The sequence below is a fragment of the Ferranicluibacter rubi genome, assembly GCF_011603255.1.
Lineage (GTDB): Bacteria > Pseudomonadota > Alphaproteobacteria > Rhizobiales > Rhizobiaceae > Ferranicluibacter > Ferranicluibacter rubi.
The window spans coordinates 38805-63056 of record NZ_JAANCM010000002.1; the positions used below are offsets into that span (position 1 = coordinate 38805).

At 65.1% G+C, this 24252-nt stretch carries 23 protein-coding genes; 14 read left to right on the plus strand and 9 right to left on the minus strand.

Going from position 1 to position 24252, the window contains the following annotated elements:
• Nucleotide 1: 1 nt before the first annotated feature.
• The 4 genes from G8E10_RS04010 (at nucleotide 2) to G8E10_RS04025 (ending at nucleotide 4259) form a co-directional block, all read left to right on the plus strand.
• A complete protein-coding gene (locus G8E10_RS04010; protein WP_167127204.1) occupies nucleotides 2–2485 on the plus strand; it encodes an SGNH/GDSL hydrolase family protein in 2484 nt (827 codons plus the stop codon).
• A 171-nt stretch (nucleotides 2486–2656) separates the two neighbouring features.
• Entirely contained in the window at nucleotides 2657–2860 is a 204-nt protein-coding gene (locus G8E10_RS04015; RefSeq protein ID WP_167127207.1) for a hypothetical protein, read from the plus strand.
• Nucleotides 2860–4086, plus strand: a complete 1227-nt coding sequence (locus G8E10_RS04020; protein WP_167127210.1) for a hypothetical protein — start codon at nucleotides 2860–2862, stop codon at nucleotides 4084–4086. Before G8E10_RS04015 ends, G8E10_RS04020 begins: the two co-directional genes overlap by 1 nt.
• 8 nt (nucleotides 4087–4094) lie before the next feature.
• Nucleotides 4095–4259: a hypothetical protein gene (locus G8E10_RS04025; RefSeq protein WP_165910680.1), complete on the plus strand. Its 165-nt coding sequence runs from the start codon at nucleotides 4095–4097 to the stop codon at nucleotides 4257–4259.
• Between the two features lie 92 nt (nucleotides 4260–4351).
• Here the strand turns inward: G8E10_RS04025 and G8E10_RS04030 are convergent, their stop codons facing one another.
• The 3 genes from G8E10_RS04030 to G8E10_RS04040 form a co-directional block, all read right to left on the minus strand.
• The gene (locus G8E10_RS04030; RefSeq protein ID WP_167127213.1) at nucleotides 4352–5776 is read right to left on the minus strand and encodes a family 16 glycosylhydrolase; all 1425 of its coding nucleotides are present in this window, start codon (nucleotides 5774–5776) and stop codon (nucleotides 4352–4354) included.
• Between the two features lie 196 nt (nucleotides 5777–5972).
• Nucleotides 5973–6947: an acyltransferase family protein gene (locus tag G8E10_RS04035; protein WP_167127216.1), complete on the minus strand. Its 975-nt coding sequence runs from the start codon at nucleotides 6945–6947 to the stop codon at nucleotides 5973–5975.
• 85 nt (nucleotides 6948–7032) lie between these two features.
• Nucleotides 7033–7746 carry a class I SAM-dependent methyltransferase gene (locus G8E10_RS04040; RefSeq protein ID WP_167127219.1) on the minus strand — a complete coding sequence of 238 codons (714 nt, stop codon included), beginning with the start codon at nucleotides 7744–7746 and terminating at the stop codon, nucleotides 7033–7035.
• A gap of 258 nt (nucleotides 7747–8004) precedes the next feature.
• On the opposite strand from G8E10_RS04040, the gene recO reads away from it, so the two are divergent.
• The 5 genes from recO (at nucleotide 8005) to G8E10_RS04065 (ending at nucleotide 14491) form a co-directional block, all read left to right on the plus strand.
• Nucleotides 8005–8793, plus strand: a complete 789-nt coding sequence (gene recO / locus G8E10_RS04045) for a DNA repair protein RecO (RefSeq protein WP_167127222.1) — start codon at nucleotides 8005–8007, stop codon at nucleotides 8791–8793.
• Between the two features lie 110 nt (nucleotides 8794–8903).
• On the plus strand, nucleotides 8904–11693 hold the full coding sequence (locus G8E10_RS04050) for a DUF2339 domain-containing protein (RefSeq protein ID WP_167127226.1): 2790 nt from the start codon (nucleotides 8904–8906) through the stop codon (nucleotides 11691–11693).
• On the plus strand, nucleotides 11690–12352 hold the full coding sequence (locus G8E10_RS04055; RefSeq protein WP_132663559.1) for an HD domain-containing protein: 663 nt from the start codon (nucleotides 11690–11692) through the stop codon (nucleotides 12350–12352). The genes G8E10_RS04050 and G8E10_RS04055 overlap by 4 nt, the downstream gene beginning before the upstream one ends.
• A 167-nt stretch (nucleotides 12353–12519) precedes the next feature.
• Complete coding sequence (locus tag G8E10_RS04060) at nucleotides 12520–13581, plus strand: acyltransferase family protein (RefSeq protein ID WP_165929752.1); 1062 nt, start codon at nucleotides 12520–12522, stop codon at nucleotides 13579–13581.
• 52 nt (nucleotides 13582–13633) lie between these two features.
• Nucleotides 13634–14491 carry an MOSC domain-containing protein gene (locus G8E10_RS04065; protein ID WP_132663557.1) on the plus strand — a complete coding sequence of 286 codons (858 nt, stop codon included), beginning with the start codon at nucleotides 13634–13636 and terminating at the stop codon, nucleotides 14489–14491.
• On the opposite strand, the gene G8E10_RS04070 is transcribed toward G8E10_RS04065, so the two are convergent.
• Complete coding sequence (locus G8E10_RS04070) at nucleotides 14381–14863, minus strand: VanZ family protein (protein WP_167127229.1); 483 nt, start codon at nucleotides 14861–14863, stop codon at nucleotides 14381–14383. The two genes, G8E10_RS04065 and G8E10_RS04070, sit on opposite strands and share 111 nt — an antisense overlap.
• A 260-nt stretch (nucleotides 14864–15123) precedes the next feature.
• On the opposite strand from G8E10_RS04070, the gene nadA reads away from it, so the two are divergent.
• The 5 genes from nadA (at nucleotide 15124) to G8E10_RS04095 (ending at nucleotide 20232) form a co-directional block, all read left to right on the plus strand.
• Nucleotides 15124–16197 carry a quinolinate synthase NadA gene (nadA, locus tag G8E10_RS04075; RefSeq protein ID WP_167127986.1) on the plus strand — a complete coding sequence of 358 codons (1074 nt, stop codon included), beginning with the start codon at nucleotides 15124–15126 and terminating at the stop codon, nucleotides 16195–16197.
• 30 nt (nucleotides 16198–16227) lie between these two features.
• Nucleotides 16228–17826, plus strand: coding sequence for an L-aspartate oxidase (locus G8E10_RS04080; protein ID WP_167127232.1), 1599 nt, complete (start codon nucleotides 16228–16230; stop codon nucleotides 17824–17826).
• Between the two features lie 29 nt (nucleotides 17827–17855).
• Nucleotides 17856–18764, plus strand: a complete 909-nt coding sequence (gene nadC, locus G8E10_RS04085; RefSeq protein ID WP_167127236.1) for a carboxylating nicotinate-nucleotide diphosphorylase — start codon at nucleotides 17856–17858, stop codon at nucleotides 18762–18764.
• 78 nt (nucleotides 18765–18842) lie between these two features.
• Nucleotides 18843–19556, plus strand: a complete 714-nt coding sequence (locus tag G8E10_RS04090; RefSeq protein ID WP_110800080.1) for a sulfite exporter TauE/SafE family protein — start codon at nucleotides 18843–18845, stop codon at nucleotides 19554–19556.
• Nucleotides 19557–19704: 148 nt separating this feature from the next.
• Nucleotides 19705–20232 carry a superoxide dismutase family protein gene (locus G8E10_RS04095; RefSeq protein WP_167127239.1) on the plus strand — a complete coding sequence of 176 codons (528 nt, stop codon included), beginning with the start codon at nucleotides 19705–19707 and terminating at the stop codon, nucleotides 20230–20232.
• Between the two features lie 17 nt (nucleotides 20233–20249).
• On the opposite strand, the gene G8E10_RS04100 is transcribed toward G8E10_RS04095, so the two are convergent.
• From G8E10_RS04100 to ygfZ, 5 genes are all read right to left on the minus strand, one after another.
• Nucleotides 20250–21104, minus strand: a complete 855-nt coding sequence (locus G8E10_RS04100; protein WP_167127242.1) for a mechanosensitive ion channel family protein — start codon at nucleotides 21102–21104, stop codon at nucleotides 20250–20252.
• A gap of 80 nt (nucleotides 21105–21184) precedes the next feature.
• The gene (locus tag G8E10_RS04105) at nucleotides 21185–22162 is read right to left on the minus strand and encodes an NUDIX hydrolase (RefSeq protein WP_167127245.1); all 978 of its coding nucleotides are present in this window, start codon (nucleotides 22160–22162) and stop codon (nucleotides 21185–21187) included.
• Nucleotides 22152–22715, minus strand: coding sequence for a tyrosine phosphatase family protein (locus G8E10_RS04110; RefSeq protein ID WP_167127248.1), 564 nt, complete (start codon nucleotides 22713–22715; stop codon nucleotides 22152–22154). The genes G8E10_RS04105 and G8E10_RS04110 overlap by 11 nt, the downstream gene beginning before the upstream one ends.
• Nucleotides 22712–23332 carry an HD domain-containing protein gene (locus G8E10_RS04115; RefSeq protein WP_281517434.1) on the minus strand — a complete coding sequence of 207 codons (621 nt, stop codon included), beginning with the start codon at nucleotides 23330–23332 and terminating at the stop codon, nucleotides 22712–22714. Before G8E10_RS04115 ends, G8E10_RS04110 begins: the two co-directional genes overlap by 4 nt.
• Nucleotides 23329–24183: a CAF17-like 4Fe-4S cluster assembly/insertion protein YgfZ gene (gene ygfZ / locus G8E10_RS04120; protein WP_167127254.1), complete on the minus strand. Its 855-nt coding sequence runs from the start codon at nucleotides 24181–24183 to the stop codon at nucleotides 23329–23331. The genes G8E10_RS04115 and ygfZ overlap by 4 nt, the downstream gene beginning before the upstream one ends.
• Nucleotides 24184–24252 lie beyond the last annotated feature (69 nt).

Consider the following 24252-nt stretch of genomic DNA (forward strand, 5'->3'; position numbering starts at 1 on the left):
CATGCGGACCATCGGCAGACGACAGTTTCTCGCAGCTGCCGGCCTTGTGGCAACAGCCAGCGCGGTCGGACCCCGTGCGGGGTGGGGTTCGCCCGCCATCCCCCTTTCGAACATCGCCAACCGGGGACAGGTGCCGAACGCTATGGGCGGCGCCAAAGGCGCGAAGACCCGCATGAAGATCGCGACCCGGTTCATCGTAGGCGCTGGCGGCGCCCTGTCGATCGCACCCGTCTTTTCCAATTTCAGTATCGTCAACGCAGCGGAGCGCGAGATCGACGGCGAAGCGGCCTATACGCTCGTCAAGGTCTCGGCATCCGCGGCAGGGCGAACGGTGCCGTTCTTCTTCGACGGGCAACGGTCCAGGCTGGTCGAGCCGGGCGCTGTCGAGGTGCTGCCGGAAGCGGTGCCGGCCGACGCGTTCGGTCTTAAAATGTTTGTGCCCGGAACGGTTGTGCATATCCGCATGCTGGTCGATCTCGAGACCGAAGGTCTCATCGCCGTGCAGGGCAATGCTACGTATCTCCCCGGCGAAAGCCAGCTGCTGTTCGATCCACGGCAGGGCGGCGACGATATCGATGGAACCGGCTGGCAGATTCCGGAAGGCGCCGATCTCTGGGTACCGGCGCCGTGCCCGGTCATGTTGGCCGGAACACCGGCGCAGGCCGTCACCTCCGTCGCCGGCATCGGGGACAGCATCCTCGATGGGGCGGTGGACATGGCCGGCGATGGCGAGACGGGCGGCGGCTGGGGGCGGCGGGCCGCTTTCGCTGCCGGGCTGCCCTATCTCTCGGTGACGCGCACCGGCGACAAGGCGCAGTTCGTAAGCGGCAGGTCTCGAAAATCGCTGGCCCTCGTCCGGCGGGCGGGCGCCACGGCCGCCATCGTGGCGCTTGGTACCAACGACATTCGTGACGGTCGCACGGCCGATCAGCTGTTGAGCGACCTGAAGACGATCTGGAGTGTCCTGCGTCAAGCGGGCGTTCGCCACATCGCACAGGCGACCATCCTCTCTGAAACGATCTCTCCGGACGCCAACACGACCATCGAAGGCCAGGAAAGCCAGCTTGGCTTCGGTGCAGCCAGCGTCGTCTCGGCGGTCAACGACGCCATCGGGACCGCTGCCGGGGCGCGTGCCCCCGGCGAAGATGCAGGGCACGAAGGCCCGGATGACATCATCGATATCGTCGGAGCCGTGCAGACGAACCACAGATGGCATGTGCCCCTTTTCGAAACCGTGCTTTCTGCCCCGGTTCCGGCCTGGGGAGGTGCGCTCGTGCTGCGCGATGCGCCTCTGCCGGGCGATCATCTCGTTTTCCTGCCGGTCGCGCCTGACGGTGCAAGCGAGGGCGCGGAGCTCAACTGGCCGCATGTGACGACGGTCTCGGCAACACATCCCGTCACCGCGGTCCTGAACGGCGGACCCGGCGCTGCCCATGACGCCGGCACGCCGGTTCGCGCAACGCTTTCGGCAGATGGCATCCACCCGCAGGCGGCAGGGCACGTTGCGATGGCCGCGGCCGCATCGCCGGCTTTCCAGCGCATGGCGGCAGATGCGATGGTATCGTCCGGCCGGCGCGGCATCGAGATCGATTTCGTCAACGATATCGCGCGCATCGACGGCGCGCGCGTAGCACTCGCGAGCCTTCTTTCCTGCCAACGGAAAACGCCGGGCTTTGCAGAGGGCAGTACCGGCTGGCAGGCCGTTGCCGCCCATCACCCGAGGCGTGCCGACGGTGGTGGGCTGCTGGTCGAGCCTGCTGCACGTAACCTGATCCGCAATAGCGGCATAACCGATATCTCGGAGGCCAGCGGAGGTCTGCCCCGGCATTGGAGCACCCTTGGCGGCGATGGGCTGACGCTGTCCGTCTTGCGCACCGGCACGGAAGCCGGCATTTCCTTCCTCGACCTTGCATGGGACGGCGTGCCCGAGACGGATGCCGTGATGCTGTTTTTCGAGGAGGAAAGCGAGATCGCGGTGACGCAGGATGCCGCGGACGATGGCTGGACACTCTCCTGTTTCCTTGCGCGAATCGGCGGCGGAAATGCACCGCGGCCGATGCTGGGACTGACCGAGCTGGCGTCGTCCGGCGAACCGCTTGCGCGTCATTCGACCGAGGTTGCGGCGGGACGCAGTCTCTTGCGACAGTCCTGCACGGCCGTCGTGTCCGCACCGGGCACGACAAATCTGCGCCCGTATCTCTTCATTCCCTGCTTAGTCGGCCAAGCGAACCGCTTCGCCTTCCGGATCGGCTTGCCGCAGCTTGAAAAAGGGTCTGCGCCGTCTTCCATCATACCTACAGCCGGACAGGCGGCCGTGCGGGAGGCGGATGAGGTCGTCATCACGCTTCCCCCAAGCCTCCACAGCATTGCGCTGACCTACGAGGATGCGAGCACGCAGGAGGTCTTCGGCATTCGCGGGTCGTACATGCTGCCGCCCGATGCCGGGAAGCGGCGGATCGCCCGCCTCTCGGCGCGACCGGGCTAGAGTCAGGCCGCCAAATCCAGTTTCGGCGTACAGGTCCACCTCACGTCATTGCAGATTTTTACGACGGAGAAGCGAACCCGCTTCCCCGGCAGATACTCTTGACACTTCTTCACACCGTCCGATCGCCATCCCGTCAGGGCGGCGCATCTGGACACATAAAGGAGACAGATCATGCATCAGATTTCCCTTGGCCTAAGCCTCGACCGGGGCGGTGCATCCGCTTTCGCAGGGATGATGGCCCTGACGGCGAAGAACGGATCCGTCCTTACGGATTCAGCCGGCGACACGCTGACGGGCCGAGCCGCCTGGGCATCCGCCGCAGGCATCGTCCTTACCACGACGGCCCAAATCGGCCTTACCGGCACGGAGGCCTGATGACCTACTTCGCAACCTATCTCGGCACGGCCTCCTCGACCGAGAAGACGGAGGTGGAGGTTGCGCTCCGCCTTAGCGTCTTCGGCGATGCGCCTTTCACGCTCAAGCCCCTCGGCAATGGCCGCGGCGGCATCATGGACACCAAGTACGACGACACCACAGGTTACATTTTCCATCTGCGCGCCGGTCCCAAATCCGGCGGTCTGGCAGGGGCGATCGGCATCGGCACGGATGAGGGCTTGGGTGGCGGCCTGCTCATCAGCCACAAGAATGCGAGCTGGGGCCTGAACATCGTCAACAATCCCGGTGCCGGCCTCGGCGCCTACATCACCGGATATACAGCCAATCCCGCTCTGCAGATGGACCTCTATGCCGGTGCCGGCGGCATCAAGCTGCAACCGAAGATCGGTGCCGGCTTCAAGGACGGTGTGACGAACGCCGGTTCCACCACCTTCACCTCGGCTAGTGCCACGTTCACAGCGGGCGATGTCGGGCAAACGATCGCGCAGCTGACATCTGTCGGGGCATCGAGCCCCATCGGCAGCATTCCCGCCAGCACCACCATCAGCGCCGTCGTGGACGGCCAGACGGTCACGCTCTCGCAGGCCGCCACCGCATCCGGCACCGGTATCCGCTTCCGCGTCGGCGGCCGCGCCGTGCCGGCGAGCCAGCCGGTGCTGAGCCTCTTCGATGCCGACGGCACGACCTTGCGCGGCGCGATCCTGTACGGGCTCTTCGACTGGCGCACGCCGGTGAAGGTCACGAACAACGCGACCAGTATCGTGGCGTTGACAGCAAAGGGCGCTGCGGGTCAGACGGCGGATGTGCTCAACATCCTCAACAGCGCCGATGCACAACTCTTCCGCGTCCAGTCGAGCGGTCGTATCACGGCGGCCTATTCCAGCTTCTTCTCCAATGCCGGCAAAACCGATCAGCCGGTCATGCAGCTTGCAGGCTATGCTGCGACGCTGCCTGTGGCGCAGTTCAGCCAGGAGACCTCATCCGGTACCGGCGATTTCATCCAGATGCTGAATTTCGCGGACCAGGTCGTTAGCCGCGTCAACTATGGCGGTTACGTCATGACAAGAAAGACCTCGGCACCCGCCGCGGTCGATGTGGTCAACGCGGAGCTGACCTTCTGGTACGACAAGGCCAATGCGAAGTTCAAGATTACCGCCAAGAACGCCGCCGGCGTTCTGGTTTCCGGCGAAGTTGCGCTGGCGTGAAGGAGACGATGATGCAGGGACAGGGGTTGATGATCGTGATCGACGTGCTCGGAATCGAACTGGATGCGCTGAAGCGCGAGGTTCTCCGGCTGCGCAGCGAGGTGGAGCGGCTGAAGACGGAGGGAGGCATCGCCTGCGAGAGTGATGATGATACGGCCGTGACCCGTCGTTAACGCCGGGAGCCCCGCAGGAAATAAAGACGCCACAGGCCGCGCATTTCGCATGCGCGGCCTTTGTGTGTGCCGTCACGACGCTTGGCGTCTCTTTACATGATCGAGCCGTCGGCCGGCAGCGAGTAGACCTTGATATAGTCGATGTTGAACTGCGAGCCATCCGCGAAGTCCTTGTCCGACGGTGTGCCAGCCCAGCCACCGACCGACTGGTTGACCAGCAGGTACATGTCGGAATGCATGTCATCCGGTGTCTTCGCCGTGGCGACGACGGTACCGTCGAAAGTCCAGGTCAGCGTGTCCTTCGTCCATAGGAGGCCGTAATTATGAAAGCCTTCGGTGCCTGTCGTTTGGACCTGGGTTGCCACCTTCGTATGGCTGCCCGTTTCCTGGGTATGCGCGCTGGCGAAATAGCTTTTCGTACCACCGATTGCCTCGAAGACGTCGAGTTCAGGCGGCCAGGTGCCATCCTTCGGCAGCAGCCAGAAGGCAGGCCATGCGCCCACGTCGTCCGGTAGGTCGGCGCGGATCTCGAAGTAGCCGTATGTCTGAGCGAAGCTCGAATGCGTGGTCAGCACGCCGGAGGTATAGTCGTAGCCGATGGTCTTCAGCAGATCCGGCGGCGTTTCCGCAGCCGTGATCGTCAGCACGCCGTCCTTGATCGAGAACGGGTTGACGCTCGAGGTCGGGGCGTAGGAGGGGTTGATATACCACTGCTGTTCGCCGTCACCGAGAGATGAGCCCTTGTCGCTGGCATACCAGAACTTCGTGTCCCAGGTGCCGCCGTCCTTGCCGGTGTTGAGGCTAAGCTTGTTGAACTCATCGCTGAAGGTCAGCTTCATCCCGGCCTTGGAGATGTTCAGGTCGAACTGGTCGGCCTTCAGGCTGCCCACCTTGGTATTGGAGAGCGTCACCGACGCGCTGTCGGTGATCTTGATGACGGTGTCGCTGCCGACCTGCCTGGCGTTCTTCAGGACGTCTGCGAAGCTGGTGAACGTATACTGGGTAATGCGGATGGTGTCGCCGGCGCCGAAATCGGTGATCGTGTCATGGCCGCCGTTGCCACCGGTGATGATGAACGTATCGTCGCCCGCACCGCCTGTCAGAATGTCATTGCCCAGCGCGCCCCAAAGGGTTTGCTTGCCGTTGCCGCCCGTGATGATGTTGTCGAGGCTGCTACCGAACGCGAAGGTATCGTCCCCATTGACGATCAGGTTTTCGACGTTCGGATTGAACAGCTGGTAGCTGAACCATGTGGAGACCGTATCCGTCCCCTGTCCCGCCGCTTCGTAGACCAGATTGTCCGCTGAGCCGAGATAGTAGATGTCATCGCCGGCGCCGCCCATCAGGGTCACCTTCAGGCCCGCTTTTCCCCAGATCGAGTCGTCCTTCACGGTACCGGAGAACATCGTACCGTTCTTGGTGAGAAACGTGTTGCTATCCGTGACGGAGGACCACGCATTGGAGTCATTGCTGTAATACAAAGTCTTGCCAGCAGCATTCTTGATCGATTTTGCCATTGTCATCTCCAAAATCCGAGGAAGAAGGCCTGCGCGGCAGTCGATTGCCAGCAGGTGATGCAGCAAAACCTAATTGTCCCAAATGAAGATAAGCCGTTTCCGATCATTCAAGTTTTACGCATCCGCGGATTTGGCGGCGCGGGTGTGAAGTCGCTGGCGATCTTGGTTATGGAAAGCTGAACCCGGATAGACGCCGTCAGCGGCGACCGCGGGACAGCGCGCTGCGGACGAGGCGGGCGGCGGGGCGCTCGAAGAGATGGAGAGACAGGAAGGACGCGACCGTCGAGACGGTGAGGACGACGATGCCGGCCGCAAGGCCGTGACCGAGCAGTTTGACGACGAGCGCGATGACCAGCCCGTGCAGGAGGTAGAAGGAATAGGACGCGTCGCCGAGAAGGGCGAGCGGACGGGCGGCTCGGGGCCAGGCGCCGGCTTCCTCCAGGCCGAGGCAGCCGAGCACGAGGAGGGCGGCGCCCCCGCCCCAGACGACGAACCGCCAGCCCTCGTTATCGGGCGTCACCTGCGATGCGGCGGCGATGGCAAACCATAATACGCCCCCGGCGGCGACTGCAAATGCGAGAGCCCGGTTCCGCGGTCGCGGCAGGATCGCGATCAGCATGCCGAAGAGAAACTCCGCCAGCAGCGGGGAGGTCCAGATGATCGGCGCGGCCTGCTGCGGGTCGAGCAATAGACCGACGACGATGAGCAGAAGAATGGCGCCGATGGCGGCCGGAACCGGCCGTGCCGTCAGCAGGCAGAGCATGAAGACCGCATAGAAGAAGATTTCGAGGTTGAGCGTCCATCCGACCTGCACCAGCGGCCAGATGATGCCGTCGACATCGCGGTACGGAATGAAGAACAGCGACATCACGAGGCGAGGCATGTCGAAGGTGAAGTTGGAGAAGAAGCCGGGCTTCAGCGCCAGCGCGCACATGAAAAGCGTCACCGCCCAGTAGAGCGGCACGATCCGCGCCACGCGGCGCATGGCGAAGGTCGAAGGCGTTTCCCGCGCGCCGATGGTTGCCATGATGAAACCGGAGATGACGAAGAAGATATCGACCCCCGCAGCCCCGATCGCCACCTGCTGCGGAGAGAGGTGCACGAGCGCCACCATCAGCACTGCGACGGCACGCAGGCACTGGATGGACTGGTAGGAACCGATCTTGGACATGACGATATCTCCACTGGCGAGGTCTTCAGGATACCCAGGCCGGGCGATAGATGGCAGCCAAGCCCGACCCCATCCCGGACGTCGATCAGACGCCCTTGATCACCCGGGCGGCGATCAGGCCCTCCTTGCCGTCCGGCATCCGCTCGATCGGCGATCCCTCACGCAGGCTGCGATAGATATCGTGGTCGTAGCGGATGGGGAAGGCGCGCCAGGAGGCGATCGTGCCATGCCGCGCCAGCGTCTGGCGCAGAGCACCTTCCCAGATCTCGATCGGCTCCGTCGGCCGCGCCTTGTGGTTCACCTCGACGATGATGAGGAACGAACCGCCGACCTTGAGCACGCGGAAGATCTCGTCGATCGCGGTGTCGAGGTGATCGACATGGTCGAGCGAATTGAAGGAGCAGACGACATCCCGCGATCCGCTGGCGAACGGGATTTTTTCGACCGGTGCGCAGACATAGTCCATCTTGTGCTTGTCGATGCCGAGCGTGCGGTACTGATCGACGAGTGGATCGAGACCCGTGCGCGTGCCCGCCATGTCGGCCCATTCGAGGCTGCCTGCAGGGCCGCAGCCGACATCGAGCAGTGTCTTGCCCTTGTACCAGCCCTTATCGAGCGAGAAGAACTCGGTATAAAAATATTCGTAGTGATCATTGTCGAGCTTGCGCTCTTCACCGTAGAGGCCCTTCCAGAAACGCATTTCCGAATATCCCTTGAACCACAGAAGGAGAGGCGCAGGGATGATCGGCCGGACGGCGCGAAAGATCGGCTTGGCGACGCGTTTGATGGTCGGATGCATGGAAACTCCGGGAAAGCAGGATCGAATTCCCATCAGGCTATCCTTATTTTGAAGAGTTTACATTAGACGTTTCGGTCATATCTTCAGACATCGTTAACCTCGCCCGCCGGAGCGCCCTCGGTGGACTCGATATGGCGGAACCTCTTCCCAAAGCGCCGGTCGCGTCTTACATCACCACTCGTGTCAACGACGCGTGGCCTTGCGTCTGCCGCGTCAGCTTACACGAGCCACCCCTCCTGCTTTCTGGACCGTTTTCCCATGCAATGGACCGATGAGGCGATCATTCTCGGCATTCGGCGACATGGGGAAACCTCCGTCGTTGCCGAAGTGATGACGCGCGCGCGGGGGCGCCATCTCGGCCTCGTGCGTGGCGGCCGGTCGCGGGCGCTCCAGCCCGTGCTGCAGCCGGGCAATGCGGTCGAGGTCACATGGCGGGCGCGGCTGGACGAGCATCTCGGCGAATTCCGCATGGAGCCGGTGGAACTGCGCGCCGCACGCCTGATGGAGACGGCGACGGCGGTCTACGGCGTCCAGGCCATGGCGGCGCTCCTGCGGCTGCTGCCCGAGCGCGATCCGCATCCGCATCTCTATACGTCGCTGTCCGTTATCCTCGACCATCTGCACGACCCGAAGGATGCCGGCGAACTCTTCGTGCGGTTCGAGATCGCGGTGCTTGAGGATCTTGGCTTCGGCCTCGATCTCGCGCGCTGCGCCGCCACGGGCGCAAGGGAGGATCTGGCTTTCATCTCTCCGAAATCCGGCCGCGCCGTCAGCCGGACGGCGGGTCTGCCCTATGCTGATCGCATGTTCGCGCTGCCGCCTTTCCTCGCGCTTGAGGGCAGGGCTGCCGACAGGCAAAGCCTTGAAGACGCGCTGCGCATGACAGGCTATTTCCTGCATCGCCACGTCTATGAGCCACGCGGCATCGAAATCTCCGCTGCACGAAACGGCTTCGTCCAGGCGGCGATGAAGGCGCTCGGCGCTGCCCGAACCATGCCCGAGGCGTCCTCGACCGGGGAAAAGCCGATCGACATCCTGCTCCCGTGAGGAGAATCACACGGTTTCTGTCTTGGTTTCCGCTGCAATGACGATAAGTTGCCGTCTTTCCTTATCGCCTCTGTCGGCCGTGGCCGCAGGGGTCTGCATGACGGGTGCCCATGACCGACCTTCTTGTCCTCGCTGCCTTCATCTTCTCGTTTCTGGCCTTTGCCCGCACCCGGCAGGCAAACGAGCGGTTCACGCGCGACATCGCCTTCCTCCAGTCGGAGATCGCCCGCCTTTCCGCGGCCCACCTTCCCGGGACGCTTGTGGCAGGTCCGGCGACGGATGTCGCGGTGGTGGAAACGCAAGCTCCCGAGGTGGAGGAGGGTGAGCGATCAGCGGCCACCATCGAGCCGGAAACGATCGAGGCTGAGCCTGCCTCCGTACCACCGGAGGAAACAGAGCCGCAAAAGCCGCGCGAATCCCTCGAAAGCTGGCTCGGTGCCCGTTGGGCCGTCTGGGTCGGCGGCATCGCGCTGGCGCTTGGCGGTATCTTTCTGGTCAAGGTGTCGATCGATGCGGGGCTGCTCAGCCCCGCCGTACGGCTGGTGCTGGCGGCGCTGTTCGGCGCGGCACTCATGGTCGGTGGCGAGATGATCCGCCGGCGCGGTCCCGCAGATGGCGGACAGCGCTTCGCCAATGCCATGATTCCCGGCATCCTGACCGCGGCCGGTGCGGTGACGCTGCTCGGTGCGATCTTCGCGGCCCATGCGGTCTACGATTTCATTGGCCCGACCACGGCTTTCGTCCTCATGGGGCTGGTGTCGTTCCTCGTTCTCGGCCTGTCTCTGCGTCACGGACAGGCGCTGGCCGGCCTCGGCCTTGCCGCGTCGCTCGTCACGCCGCTTCTGATCGATGCCGAAGATCCCTCGCCATGGAGCCTGTTCGCCTTCCTGTCGCTCGTCTGGCTGGCCGCGATGGCGACGGCGCGGATCGGCCGCTGGCGGATCGTGCCGGCCTTCGCCAATATCGGCCTTGCCCTCTGGGGCACCGTCTACCTGATTGCGGAAGACCCGGCCGTCACCCTGCCGGTCTCCCTCTCGCTGCTCGTCCTGATCGCCGGCCACGCCTATGTCTGGCCGGCCGGTGCCGACGACGCGGAACCGGAGGCAATCGAGGATGCAGCGGAGACGCTTCCGGTTGCCGAAGACACGACGACGGGGGCAGGGGACGCCTCGGCAACACCGGTACCGGCACAGCGCCGCGCTGCGCACTGGCGCCGCCTGCTGCTGCCGCGTCATGCCCCCATCATCCTCACCGGCGCCTTTGCCGTGCTGATGACGGGGCTTTCGCTCATCGGCCCGCTGACGGAGACCGACGGCAATCCGACCTTCGAATTCCTGGCGGTCACCGCGGCTCTCTGCTTCCTTGGCGCATTGCGCGCACGCGCTGTCACCGCAGCCCTGACGGCCGGTCTCATGGCCATCCTCGGCGTCTCGACGCTGGCGACACTTCCGCTGCTGCTGGAGCTCTCCAGCATCGGCGTCGTGGCCGAAAGGTCGTTCGCGACATCGCCGGTCGCGGCCTTGAGCCTCGCGGCCATCTTCATCGTGCTCTGCGCCTTCGCCCTGCATCGTCATCGCGACAGGCACCGGTTCGCCATCCTCTGGTCGGGCCTTGCCGCCGTTACCTCGGTCGCCTGCATTGGGCTCTCCTTCCTTATCCTCGGCACCTATTCGTTCGATCCTCTGCACGGCCTCGCCGCGACGGCTGCCGCCATCGCCTTCGTTACGCTTGCGGAGATCTTCGCCCGCCGGGATGCGTCCTTCCCGAGTGTCGCCCAGGGCCTGCTGCTGGCTGGCGCGCTCGGTCAGCTGGTCGTTGCCGCACATGCGCTGTCGGATGGACTGTGGACGGTGCTCGCCATGGCCGTCTTCGCGGTCGCCTTTATCGCAGCCACGCGGGTGCGGAACTGGGCGGCGCTGCCCTGGGTCGGAGCGCTCGGCTTCGTGTTCGTCCTCGCGCGCATCGGCTGGGAACCGACCATCGTCGGGCCGCTCGCGCTCGGCCGGACACCGGTGCTGAACGCGCTGCTGCCGGGCTATGGCATTCCCGCGCTCTTCGCCCTCTGGTCGGCCTATACGCTGCGGGACTGGCCGTCAGACCGTCTGCGGAACACGCTGCAGGCCATCGCCAGCCTGTTCGGCCTGCTGACGCTTGCCATTCTGGTGCGGCACGCCATGAACGGTGGGCAGCTGCAGGGCGGCGCGCCGTCACTGTCGGAACAGTCGATCTATACGCTGCTGGTCATCGGCGCCTCTGCCATCCTCATGCGCCTCGATCTCAGCCGCCCCGGCTCGTTCTTCCGCTATGGCAGCATCGGTCTCGGCGCGATCTCTCTGCTGATGATGCTTTCCGCCCACCTCGTCGGCCTCAATCCCTATTTCACCGGCGAACTTCTCGGGCCCTATCCGCTGTTCGACCTGCTGCTGATCGGCTACCTGCTGCCGGGCCTCGCCTACGCCGCGCTGGCACGCATGGCCATCGGCCGGCGTCCGCCCGCTTTCGTCGCGGCGCTTGCAACGGCTGCGGCCGTGCTGGTCTTCACCTGGGCTACCTTGTCGGTGCGCCGCGCCTGGCAAGGTCCGAGCATTGCCGACTGGAAGGGCTTCCTCGCCGGCGAGACTTACACCTATTCGGTCGTCTGGCTCGCTCTCGGGGTGCTCCTGCTCGTCGCCAGCCTTCGCTTCCATAGCCGCAGCATGCGCATCGTCTCCGGCGTGCTCGTCTTCGTCACGGTGCTCAAGGTCTTTCTGTTCGACATGGCCAATCTGGAAGGCCTGCTGCGCGCGCTGTCCTTCATGGGCCTCGGCATCGTGTTGATCGGCATCGGCCTGTTCTACCAGAAGGTTCTGACCGCGCGGCCGAAACCCGCCGCCGATGTCCTGCCCGGATCAGGCGCGTGACGCAGGCGGCATCGGCCTTGGCGGCCGCCTTCGCTCCGTTCGCGGATCTCGCGGAAGCGCTCCTTGCCGAGGGCACGACGGGAGACGACGGGTCGCACGATGCGGCCCACCTCGTCCGGGTCTGGCGCAATGTTTGCCGCCTTCAGGCGGAGGAGGGCGGCGACCTGCGCCGCCTCTGCGCCGCCGTGCTGCTGCATGACGGGGTAGCGGTCGAAAAGAACGCGCCGAACCGGGCGAGCGCTTCCCGGCTTGCGGCGGACAAGGCTCGGGGACTTCTCGCACGTCTCGGCTGGAACGCGGCGGATATCGATGCCGTCGCCCACGCCATCCTCACCCACAGCTTCTCGGCCGGCATTCCGCCGGAGACGATCGAGGCCAAGATCCTGCAGGATGCCGACAGGCTCGACGCGATCGGCATGATCGGCGCCGCACGCTGCTTCTATATCGCCGGCCGCCTCGGCAGCGGTCTCTACGATCCGCTCGACCCCCTGGCGCAGCGCCGGCCGCTGGATGACAAGGCCTTCGCGCTCGACCACTTCGAAGTGAAGCTCTTCAAGCTCGCCGCAAACTTCCAGACGGAGAGCGGACGACGTATGGCGGGCGAACGGCAGGATCGGCTGCGCACCGTCGTTGACATGCTGATGCAGGAGGTCGCCTGAATAAGAAGAGCGGCCGATCCGCTCGGCCGCGTCGGCGAGTGGTCCCGGCATTAACCTCGTAACCGAAAATTCACCATGGAAATTTGACTCTGCCCGGTTGCAATGGTGTTCTGCTCGCGTCTTTCACCTTCGAGACGTGACCGGAAACGGCCGCCAGCGGGATGTCCATGCGCGCCACCAGACACATTGCCAGCCTCGATGGCCTGAGGGGGATCGCCGCCTTCCTCGTGGTGATGTCGCATGTCGCCCTTCTTTATCCGCACCTGCCGGGCTGGTTCTCGCTGAACATCGGTGCCGAGGCGGTCGAGATCTTCTTCGCGCTCAGCGGTTTCCTCATGGCCAGCCTCTACGCAGCGCGGCCGCTCGACCGGGTGGCGGCAACCGATTATCTGGTGCACCGCTTCGCCCGCATCTACCCCGTCTATCTCGTGGCCGTGCTGTTCGTCGTGATTCTGTCGCTGGTGCCGGGCCTCGATTACATTCACCCGATCCACGGTCCGGTCGAGATCGTCAGGCATGTCATCCTTCTCGGCTCGTCCGGCGTCTTCTGGTCGGTGCCGCCGGAAATCCAGTTCTATTTCTTCTTCCTGCTGGTCTGGCTGTGCCTATCCAATCCCCGCAGGTACCGTTTTCTAGCGCTGTTCCTGGCAGCCTGCGTGGCTGTCGATGCCGTTTTCGACTTCCCCGGCCCGGGCATTATGCTGCCGTCGAAGATCCATTTCTTCATGGCAGGCGTCGCCGCCGGTCTTCTCTACGCGTCCGGACGTCTCCGCCCCAAAGGTTGGGTGGTCGGCGTCGCGACGCTGGGGCTTTTGGGTTTCGTCTTCCTGTCGAAGATCCTGTTGTGGCGCGACCAGCAGGATGGCTGGGGGCTTGTCATGGCGGTGACGGCGGGGGTGATCGTCTTCCTGACGGCGCAGGAGCAGTCCCTGTCGCGGGCGCTTCTCGCAAGTCCGCCCTTGCGGTTCCTTGGCAAGATCAGCTTTTCGCTGTACCTCTTTCATGTGCCGGTCATGTTCCTGTCGATGAAGACGCTCGGCCTCTTTCTCCCCGGTCCCGCTGCGGTCGTCCTCTCGGTCTGTCTCGCCGTCGTCTTCGCGACTTACTCGTACCACCTCATCGAGGACCCGGTACGCCGCAGGCTGGTGGAGCGTTGGAAGCGGCATCGGGCGCGGAGCGCCGTCGTCGCGCAGAGCGAACCGCGCGGAAGAATCGCATCGACGGCGTGACCCGTTGGCGGCTACAACGGAGCTTTCCCGTTGCCGCTGAAGGACTACCCGAATGCCCGTGAACCCCAAGGTCGTCGCACTCAATATCCACCCGCTGAAGAGCGGCCGGGCGATCCCCGTCGATCACGCCGAGGTTCGGCTGGATGGCTTTGCCGGCGACCGCCGCTTCATGCTTGTGGATCCCGAAGGTACGTTCATCACCCAGCGCGAGTGTCAACCTCTGGCGCAGATCTCTGCCGTGCCGCGAGACGGCGGGCTCGATCTGGAAATGGGCGGCGCCCATCTGTCCGTTCGGTTTACGGGCGACCGGCGCATGACGGTGCGTGTCTGGTCGAGCAGCGTCGATGCCGCCTGCGCGGACGACGCCGCAAACGAAACCCTGTCCGGCTGGCTCGGCCGCCCGGTCCGGTTGGTGCACATGGATGACAAGGCCGAACGCACGGTTGGCGCGGAGTGGGCAGGCGAGCCGGCACCCGTCGGGTTTGCGGATGGCTTCCCGATCCTCATCACGACCATCGGTTCGCTAGACGCGCTCAACCGGACGCTCGCGTCGAAGGGCCAGCCCATCGTCGGCATGGACCGTTTCCGCACCAATATTCTCCTCGATCACGACACGGCCTGGGAGGAGGATCTGTGGGAAGCGGTCGAGATCGGCGGCATCCGGTTCGACCTCGTCAAACCCTGTGCCCGCTGCATCATGACTACGCAGGACCAGATGACCGGCGAACGCATCGGTGGAAACCCGATCGAGGCGCTGCGGGTGGAGCGCATGTCGGCCGACCGCAGGGTTCCCGGTGTCCTATTCGGCTGGAATGCGGTACCGCGCGGCACCGGGCGCATCGCGCTCGGCGATCCCGTCCGCATCGTCTCGACCCGCACCGAGCGCTGGCCGATGAAGCATCGCGCCTGACCGGATGTCCGGACTTTGCCTGTAGGCGAACCACCGCCTGCGGGCGACCAGTGCCAGCTTGCCGAGGGCAAGGCCGATGACGCTGCCGAGCGACTTCACCAGCGCATCGGAAAACCGCGCGTGCCGGGTCGGCGAGATCCATTGCAGCATCTCGATGAAGAAGGCGGCGGCGATGAGAAACAGCGCGAGCGAAATCCACCGTCGCGGATAGGCGATGGCGAAGATCGCGCCTGCCAGCGCAAAGGCCGCAGCCCGGTCGAGACCGACCATCGTCACCGTATGCGGCCGCCAGCCGAGGGGCGAGATCGTCACAAGAGCGAGCACGAGGAGGGCGGCCCAGGCGGCAGCGCGGAACAGGGAGCGGAGTGTCATCGAACTGTCATAGAACCCGAGGGTCTATGTTGCAATGCACATGGTCGGTGAGACCGGGCCGTCGCCGTCGCAGCCAGGGCTTATGCTCGATATGATAAAAAGGGATCGCGGACGGCTTGATATCTGTCACAAAACTTTCTAATTCAGCAAGACCGGCAAAGCCGGTTTTGTTTTAATCCCTTTATGCTCGTAATGAGCATATTTGCTGTCGTGGTGGAGCGGCGGAAAGCGAGGATGGCATGACCGATGCATTTCTAGCGATGGAAGGCCTGTCGACGGATGACGCAACGCTGGCGCGTCCGCAGACCGCCGCCGAGCGCTTCGGCGTCTTGCCCATGCCGGACCTCACCTTCACGCCCGAGATCGCGCGCGAGACCGAACACCTCTACCAGAAGGTTCGCGATTTCATCCCCGCTTTCGAGTGGCCGGTCTACGCACCTTACGTCGCGGCCATCAACCGGCTGAAGCGCGAGCGCAACGCCGTCATCCTCGCCCACAACTACCAGACCCCGGAGATCTTCCACTGCGTGGCCGATATCGTCGGGGATTCCCTGCAGCTTGCCCGCGATGCGACGCGGGTGGATGCGGAGATCATCGTGCAGTGCGGCGTGCACTTCATGGCCGAAACGTCGAAGCTCTTGAACCCGCAGAAGACGGTGCTCATCCCGGATTCACGGGCCGGCTGCTCGCTATCGGAATCGATCACCGGCGCCGATGTCCGCCTGCTGAAGCAGCGCTATCCCGGCGTGCCGGTCGTCACCTACGTCAACACTTCCGCCGATGTGAAGGCCGAGACCGACATCTGCTGCACCTCGTCCAACGTGCTCGCCATCGTCGAGAGCCTGGAGAGCGACACGGTGCTCTGCATTCCCGACGAATATCTGGCGATGAACGTCGCCAAGCAGACCAATAAGAAGATCCTCACCTGGAAGGGCCACTGCGAGGTGCACGAGCGCTTCACGGCCGGTGAACTGCTCGCCTACAAGGCCGCCCATCCCGGCATCGAGATCATCGGCCATCCCGAATGCCATCCGGATGTGATCGCGGTCTGCGATTTCGCGGGTTCGACCGCTGGCATGATCAACTACGTCAAGGACAAGCGCCCGCCCAAAGTGCTGCTGGTCACCGAATGCTCCATGGCCTCCAACATCCAGGCGGAGGTCGAGGGCGTCGAGTTCATCAAGCCGTGCAACCTCTGTCCGCACATGAAGCGCATCACGTTGCCGAAGATCCTCGACAGCCTGCTGACCATGACGGACGAGGTGCTGATCGACCCCGAGATTGCCGACCGCGCGCGGCTGGCCGTCGAGCGGATGATCAACCTCAAGCAGTAGCAGCTTGAAAAGCCGGCGGAGGAGACTGCCATGCTGACCGATCATTTTCGTCCCCAATCCTTCAACGGCATCGACGACATCGTCATCGTCGGCGGCGGGCTCGCCGGCCTGTTCTGCGCGTTGAAGCTCAGCCCCCGCCCGGTCACGGTACTGGCGGCCGCGCCCATCGGCCAAGGCGCATCCTCCGCCTGGGCGCAGGGCGGCATCGCGGCGGCGATGAGCCCCGGCGATTCGATCGATTCCCACGTCGCTGACACGCTGGCGGCCGGCGCCGGCATCGTGGATGAGAAGATGGCGCGCCGGATGGTGTCGGAAGGCCCGGCCCGTATCCACGATCTGCTCGCCTACGGCGTGCCGTTCGATCGCGATCTGGAAGGGCACCTGCTGCTCTCGCGCGAGGCCGCCCATTCCGAGCGCCGCATCGTGCGCGTGAAGGGCGACATGGCCGGGCGCGCCATCATGGAGGCGCTGATCGCCACGGTTCGCGCCACGCCGTCCATCCGGGTGATGGAAGGCTATGTCGTCGAAGAGCTGATCCGCGAAGGCCGCTTCATCGCGGGCGTCGTCGCCCGGCCGGATGCCGGACAGTCGCGAAAGCGCATCTCGTTTCCGGCGCGCGCCGTCGTGCTTTGCTCGGGCGGCGTCGGCCACCTCTTTTCGGTCACCACCAATCCGCGCGAGGCGAGCGGGCAGGGCGTCGGTATGGCAGCGCGCGCCGGCGCCATCATCGCCGATCCCGAATTCGTCCAGTTCCACCCGACCGCCATCGATATCGGCCGCGACCCCGCGCCGCTTGCAACCGAGGCCCTTCGCGGCGACGGCGCCCAGCTCATCAACGGGGATGGCCACCGCTTCATGCTCGACATCCACCCGGACGGCGAGCTTGCTCCCCGCGACATCGTCTCGCGCGGCGTCTTCGCCGAGGTGACTGCCGGCCGCGGCGCCTTCCTCGATTGCCGCAAGGCGGTGGGCGACCATTTCCCGCAGGCCTTCCCCACCGTCTATGCTTCCTGCATGGCAGCGGGCATCGATCCGGTGACGCAGCCGATCCCGGTGGTGCCCGCCGTCCACTACCACATGGGCGGCATCCTCACCGACGCCGAGGGCCGCACCTCGATCGACGGCCTCTGGGCGGCCGGCGAGGTCACCTCGACCGGCGTCCATGGCGCGAACCGCCTCGCGTCCAACTCGCTGCTCGAAGCCGTCGTCTTCGCCGCCCGTATCGCCGAGAACATCCAGGGCATGCTGCCGGCACCGCGCCAGGGCAACTGGGCCGGCAATGCCGGGGAGAGCGACGACCTCGTGACGGTCGAGGACAGCCCGCAATTGCGCGAACTCCGCCGCACCATGTCTGCCCATGCCGGCGTCATTCGCGACCGGGCGGGCCTGTTGACCGCCGCCCGCACCATCGCCGCGCTGGAGCGCGACACGCCGCGCCTGCGCTTTGCCAATATCGTCACGACCGCCAAGCTGATCGTCGCCGGTGCCCTGATCCGCGAGGAAAGCCGCGGCGGTCATTTCCGCTCCGACTTCCCCGAGCCCAGCGCGCAATGGCAGCACCGCACCTTCATGACGCTTGCCGAGGCCGATCGCATCGTCGCCGACGCCACGGAAACCGCGACGTCGTGACCACGCCGAACCCTTTCGAGAGACCCCCGATGACCGCTCTTCCACCCTACCTCCCCACGCTCATGGTCGAGGATATCGTTCGTGCCGCCCTCCTCGAAGATCTCGGCCGCGCCGGCGATATCACCACGGCCGCCACCATCGCCCCGCATCTCACGGCGACGGCGACGATGAACGTCCGTGAAGCCGGCGTCGTCGTCGGGCTCGATCTCGCCCGCGCCGCCTTCCGCCTCGTGGATCCGTCGCTCGCCTTCGAGGCTCTGGCGAACGATGGCGATCGTGTCGCCGCCGGCACCGCCATCGCCCGCATCTCAGGCCCGGCGCGCGGTCTCCTCTCGGCGGAGCGGGTGGCGCTGAACTTCCTCATGCATCTGAGCGGCGTCGCCACCACCACCGCCCGCTATGCCGACGCCATCGCCCACACGACGGCCAAGGTCTGCTGCACGCGCAAGACGCTGCCGGGCCTTCGCACGGTTGAGAAATACGCCGTCCGGCTCGGCGGCGGGTCCAATCACCGCTATGGTCTCGATGATGCGATCCTGATCAAGGACAATCATATCGCGGTGTCCGGCGGCGTCGCCCCCGCCATCCGCGCCGCCCAGGCCTATGCCGGCCATCTGGTCAGGGTGGAGGTCGAGGTCGACGGGCTGGAGCAGATGGGGCAAGCGCTGTCGGCCACGCCCGATGCCATCCTCCTCGACAATATGGGACCCGATCTCCTGCGCGAGGCCGTGGCGCTGAATGCGACGCATTGGCAACTCTCTGCCGATGTCTACGCGACCGACCGTCGGCGCACGCGCCTCGAAGCGTCTGGAAACGTCGATCTCACCACCATCGCCGCCATTGCCGAGACGGGCGTGGACTATATCTCCACGTCGAAGATCACCATGGCGGCGCCGACGCTCGACATCGGTCTCGACATCGGGATCGGCAACCCCTGACGGTGCAAACCCTGTCGGATACGACACAGGTTTGCGCAGGATAAATGACAACGGAGACGGCATTTGAGCGATATCTGGATGTTCATCCTCATCGGCTTTTTCGCGCAACTGGTCGATGGCGCGCTCGGCATGGCCTTCGGTGTCCTCTGTACCACCGCTCTGCTCGCCTTCGGCATGCCGCCGGCGGTGGCAAGCGCCATGACGCACATCACGGAGGTCTTCACCACGGCAGCCTCCGGCGCGTCCCATGTCTGGCAGCGCAATGTCGACTGGAAGCTCGTGATGCGGCTTGCACCGGCCGGCATGATCGGCGGTGTTCTCGGCGCCTATGTCCTGTCCAACATCGACGGCAAGGTCATCGAGCCCTTCATCTCCGTCTATCTCATCCTCATCGGCATCTATATCCTCATCAAGGCGTTCCGGCCGATGTTCCAGCGTGACGTGCACGACTGGACGGTCCCGCTGGTCGGTTTTGCAGGCGGTGGTCTCGATGCGGCCGGCGGTGGCGGCTGGGGGCCGATCGTCACGACCTCGCTCATCGGCCGTGGGCACGACCCGAAGAAGGTCATCGGCTCCACCAGCCTCACCGAATTCGCCGTAACGCTGACGATCTCCGCCACCTTCATCATCACGCTCGGCTGGTCGCAGCTCGACGCGGCGGTCGGCCTCATCATCGGCGGCGTCCTCGCGGCGCCCATCGGCGCCTACATCGTCAAGCATCTGCCGGTCCGTCCGCTGATGGTTGCGGTCTCCCTCATCATCATCGCCACGTCCGTCGTCCGCTTCTTTTGACCTCCAGCACGTTCCGTCTGCCGTCACGCGCTTGTGCGGGAACCTCGCGCAGCCCGAAACGTTGGGTTCGTGCCATTCTCCAAATACGTCATGAATGCAACCCGGAGTCTTGGAAGCCCAAGGCCGGGAACACCAGGGAAGGACCACCATGACCTCCACGCTTATCACGCTCGCTGCAGCCACCCTTACAGCCACTGTCGCCGCAGCCGTGCCCGCTGCCGCGCAAATGCAGTCCCAGACCGCCAGCGCGAGCTTCGTCGGCAAGGACGATAAGGAGACCGGACGCGCACTCCTGACTGCCGGAAAACACGGTGTGCTCATGGAAGTCGAAGTGACGGGCCTGCCCGCCGGCACGTGGGTCGCCTTCCACGTCCATGAGACGGGAAAATGCGATCCGGCGCATGCTCACGCCTCGGCCGGCGCGCACTTCAATCCCGACAAGACGGAACACGGCTTCCTCGCCGCCAACGGCCCACATGCCGGGGATATGCCGAACCAGTATGTCAGCGCCGACGGCACGCTCCGCGCCCAGGTCTTCAACAGCATGGTCACGCTCGACGACAAGACCAACGGCATCCGTGGGCGTGCACTGATGATCCACGCCAAGCCCGACGACAACCGCAGCCAGCCCTCAGGCGACGCGGGCGATCGTCTCGCCTGCGCCGTTATCAAGTAAATCGGCCGAGCTTCGGATTAGGGATCGAGAGGACTGGGGTCATCGCCCCGGTCTTCGTTTGTCTGGAGTTCGGCCTCCGGCTTCACGGCAAACTCGTCCTTCACCCGCTTCAGCATGCTGCGCGTCGTCGCCCACCAGTTCGGCGTGGAAACCCAGTAGCGCAAGGTCACCGTTGCGCCGTCGCCTGCAAGCTCGGAGATAAACACTGCCGGTGCAGGGTTCTTCAGCACGTTGTCGTTGCCACGGGCGATGTCCAGCAGCCGCTGCATCGCATCGTCGATGTCCTGATCCGCCCCGACGGAGATCGCCAGGTCGTGCTTGCGCGTCGGCAAGCGGCTGAAATTGCGCACCGGCGTGTTCCACAGCGTCGAATTGGGCGCCAGCCTGTAGACGCCGTCGGAATCCACCAGCTCCGTCGCGAAGATCCCGATCTCACGGATCGTGCCGGTGACGCTGGAGGTCTCGATGGATTCGCCCACCCGGAACGGCCGGAGAACGAGCAGCATGATGCCGGCCGCGATGTTCTGCAGCGTACCCTGCAGCGCGAGACCGATGGCGAGACCGGCGGCGCCGAGTGCGGCGATGATCGAGGCCGTCTGCACCCCGAACTGCCCCAGCACCGTCACGAAGACCAGCACCAGCAGGGCATAGCGGATGATGTTGGAGAAGAACCGGGCCAGCGTCTCGTCGATGCCATGCACGCGCTTCAGGCCGGCATAGGCCCAGTTGTGCAGCAGCCGAGCGATGAGCCAGCCGGCACAGAGCAGCACCAGTGCGCCCACGATCGAGAAGGAATATTGCACGGCCAAGGCGGACGCCTGGCTGAGCGCCGTACGGGTGGCAAGGATGACGTCTGGCTGTTGTGGTTCCATGAAAGGCCCTCTTCGTTTGAAGGAGGGGACATGGGGCGGAAGCCTTGAGGGTCAACCGGTTGGATCGACCTTCATACGCCTCAGCGATTGCCGAGCTTCAGGCCCGGTGCCGGTCGCTCGTCGAGGATCTGCCGGCGAAACCGGAAGAGCGCGGCCGGGCGTCCGCCCGTCGCGCTGGTCGTCATGCCGGTCGGCTCCACGAGCGATGCGCCCTCCACCAGCCGCCGAAAGTTCTGCTTGTGCAGATGCCGCCCGGAGATCGCCTCCACCGCGCTCTGCAAGTCCGTCAGCGTAAAGTCCGGCGGCATGAGTTCGAAGATGACCGGCCGGTATTTGATCTTCCCCCGCAGCCGTGCCACGGCGGTGGCGACGATCCGGCGATGGTCGTGGCGCATGGCCTGACCGACGGGTTCGGAATGCTGACCTGCCTCGGTGGCGTCGTGCCCCTGCGCGTCGCTGGCCGCCTCCGCCACCAGCCCCGCCTCGTAGAGCAGCTCGTAGCGCTCCAGCACGCGCTCCTCGTCGAAAGGAAAATCGTCTAGCCCGAAGGCGAGCCGGATGCGGCTGCGCCGGTTGGCAGGGTCCGCACGCTCCCAGGTGGCGAGCGCCGGCAGGATGACGCGATCGAGCACCGGGGGGCGCCCGTGCCGCCAGTCCTCCCAGGGCAGGTAGACATACCATTCCCGCCAGTCGGCTCCGGCCTGCGACAGGCGCAGTGTCGTCTCCGCATCGCTGCGGGTCAGCGCGAGATAGCCGACGGAGACCATGTGCAGGCGATCTTCGTTCGCCAGCCGCTGCCGGCCGCGGTCGCCGAAAGTGTAGAGCTGCTCGATATAGCCGAGATCGAGCGCCGTCTGTTCCTCGACGCGTGCGCGCAGGCTGGTCTCGAAGGTTCGGTGCATGGCGGGGTCGAAAGGGCCGAAGGGAAGGGCATCCCGCCCGCCATCGCCGCCCTCGCTGACGACGAGAATGCGTGGTGTCCGCTCGACCATCGCGACGATGGCCGCGTTGAGCCCGATCTCGACGGTCATGCCGCCCGGCATCGGCTCACCCGGCATCGGCAGGCACCACGATAGCAGACGGCACTACAGGTTCCGGAAAGGGATCGAACACGAACGGCGTGTTGCCATCGGCGTCCCTGCCGCGACCGATGCGTTTCATGGCGGTGATCAACCGGCCATTGCGACCGAGCATGGCATCGCCGATGGCGATCAGCCGGGCATTGGGCGTGGCGAAGGGCGATGCGGCGCGCAGCCGGTCGGCCAGCGCGTCGTCGTCCTGGTCGGGTGCGATGGCAAGCGCGGCGATGGCGGCGGCGGCGGGCGAGCGGGAAACGCCCATCCAGCAATGGACGAGCAGCGGCGTCTCGCGCTGCCAACCGCGCGCAAAGGCGACGATGCCGTCGACATGCTCTTCGGCGGGCGCGATCAGCTTTTCATTGCCGGTAAAGGTGATGTCGTTCAGCCCCAGCGTCAGGTGCCGTCCGGCGGCGATCACGCCCGGCCGGTGAAACGTGTGCCCGACCGCCATCAGGCTCAGCATGTCGAGACAGCCGTGCCGGACGGCCATTTCGCCGATCCGAGCCAGCGGCGAGACGATGATGACGCTCATGATTCCGCTCTTTCCGAAACGCGAATGCCCGCGCGCTCCGCTTCGATCGCCTCGAACCGCGCGATGAACAACCGCTGCGCCTCCAGCGCGGGCAGGGGCTCCATCGTCAACATCTCGCAGGTGATGCCGCGCGGTTGACCGAAGATACGGCGCGCTTCCTCCAGCGTGAAGCCGGCCAGCACGGTCGCTTCGAAAAAAGCGGCGATCTGGTCGGCCTTCTTGATCCGCTCCTTCACCGCCTCGGGCGTTATCGGCGGCAGGCCGAACCGCAGGTGGATCGCGCCTTCCAGCCGCTTCTCGACCGCCTTGTAACCACCGCCGACGACGGCTTTGAACGGGGAGATCATGTCGCCGATCACATATTCCGGCGCATCGTGCAGCAGCGCCATCTGGCACTCCGATGCAGTTGCCTTGCCATTGCGGCGAAAGATCTCCTCGACAACGAGAGAGTGCTGGGCGACGGAAAAAGCATGCGGCCCGTCGGTCTGCCCGTTCCACCGCGCCACGCGCGCAAGCCCGTGCGCGATGTCGGAAAGCTCGACATCGAGCGGCGAGGGGTCGAGCAAATCCAGCCGCCGGCCGGAAAGCATGCGCTGCCAAGCCCGTGGCGACATCAGGCGCCAGCCTCGGACGTTTCGGTGTTGGGGGAGGGCACGGGAAAGGCGAGCCCGGTCCAGGCGGGCAACGCCAGCGCCACCTTGACGTCGCCCGCCAGGATGTCCGTCTGGCTTGCCAGCGCGTCGCCCGCCTTGTCGATCCGCACGATCGCAAGTCCCGAGCGCCCGGCCACGCTGCCGAGCGTGCCGATCGGCTTGCCGCCAGCCGTGATCGCCGTACCGGACGCCGGCAGGTCGGACATGCCCTCGACCGTCACGACCCGCCGCCGCGCCGTGCCGCGGTGCTGCATGCGGGAGACGACTTCCTGCCCGACATAGCAGCCCTTGCGGAACGACAGCCCGCCATTCCTGTCGAGAAGGATGTCGTGGGGAAAGGCATCCTGCAACGCATAGTCGGCGCCGGACACCGCAATGCCGCCCGCGATCCGCGCGTCATCCACACGTCCCTCGGTGTCCGCGATACCCTTGGTGCCATAGACCCGGTAGGCTGGAGCGCCCGACGTTGCAAAGCGCACGTCGAGCAGCGCGCCCTCGACCGCATCGAACGACACGGCGACATTGATCTCGGTGTCCAGAGCGAGCGTGATGGGCGCGCGGAGCTTGTAGAGCGTCAGCCGCTTCAGGAGGGCAGGCGCTTGCTCGGCGCCGGTCTCCAGCCGCAGGCCTGTTTCCGTCCGGCTCACCAGAAAATCGAACAGGATCTTGCCTTGTGGCGTCAGCAGCGCGCCGGGGCGCACCTCGTCCGCGGTCAGCTGGATGACATCGGTGGTGATCAGCGCCTGCAGAAATTCGACCGCCGTCTCTCCGGAAACGGTGACGAGGGCGCGATCGGGGACAGCGAAGAGAGACATGATCGATCCTGAAAGGGCTGACACGCCCGGCAAATGCAAAATGAGACGCGTCCCCGCTGCGAACGCTGA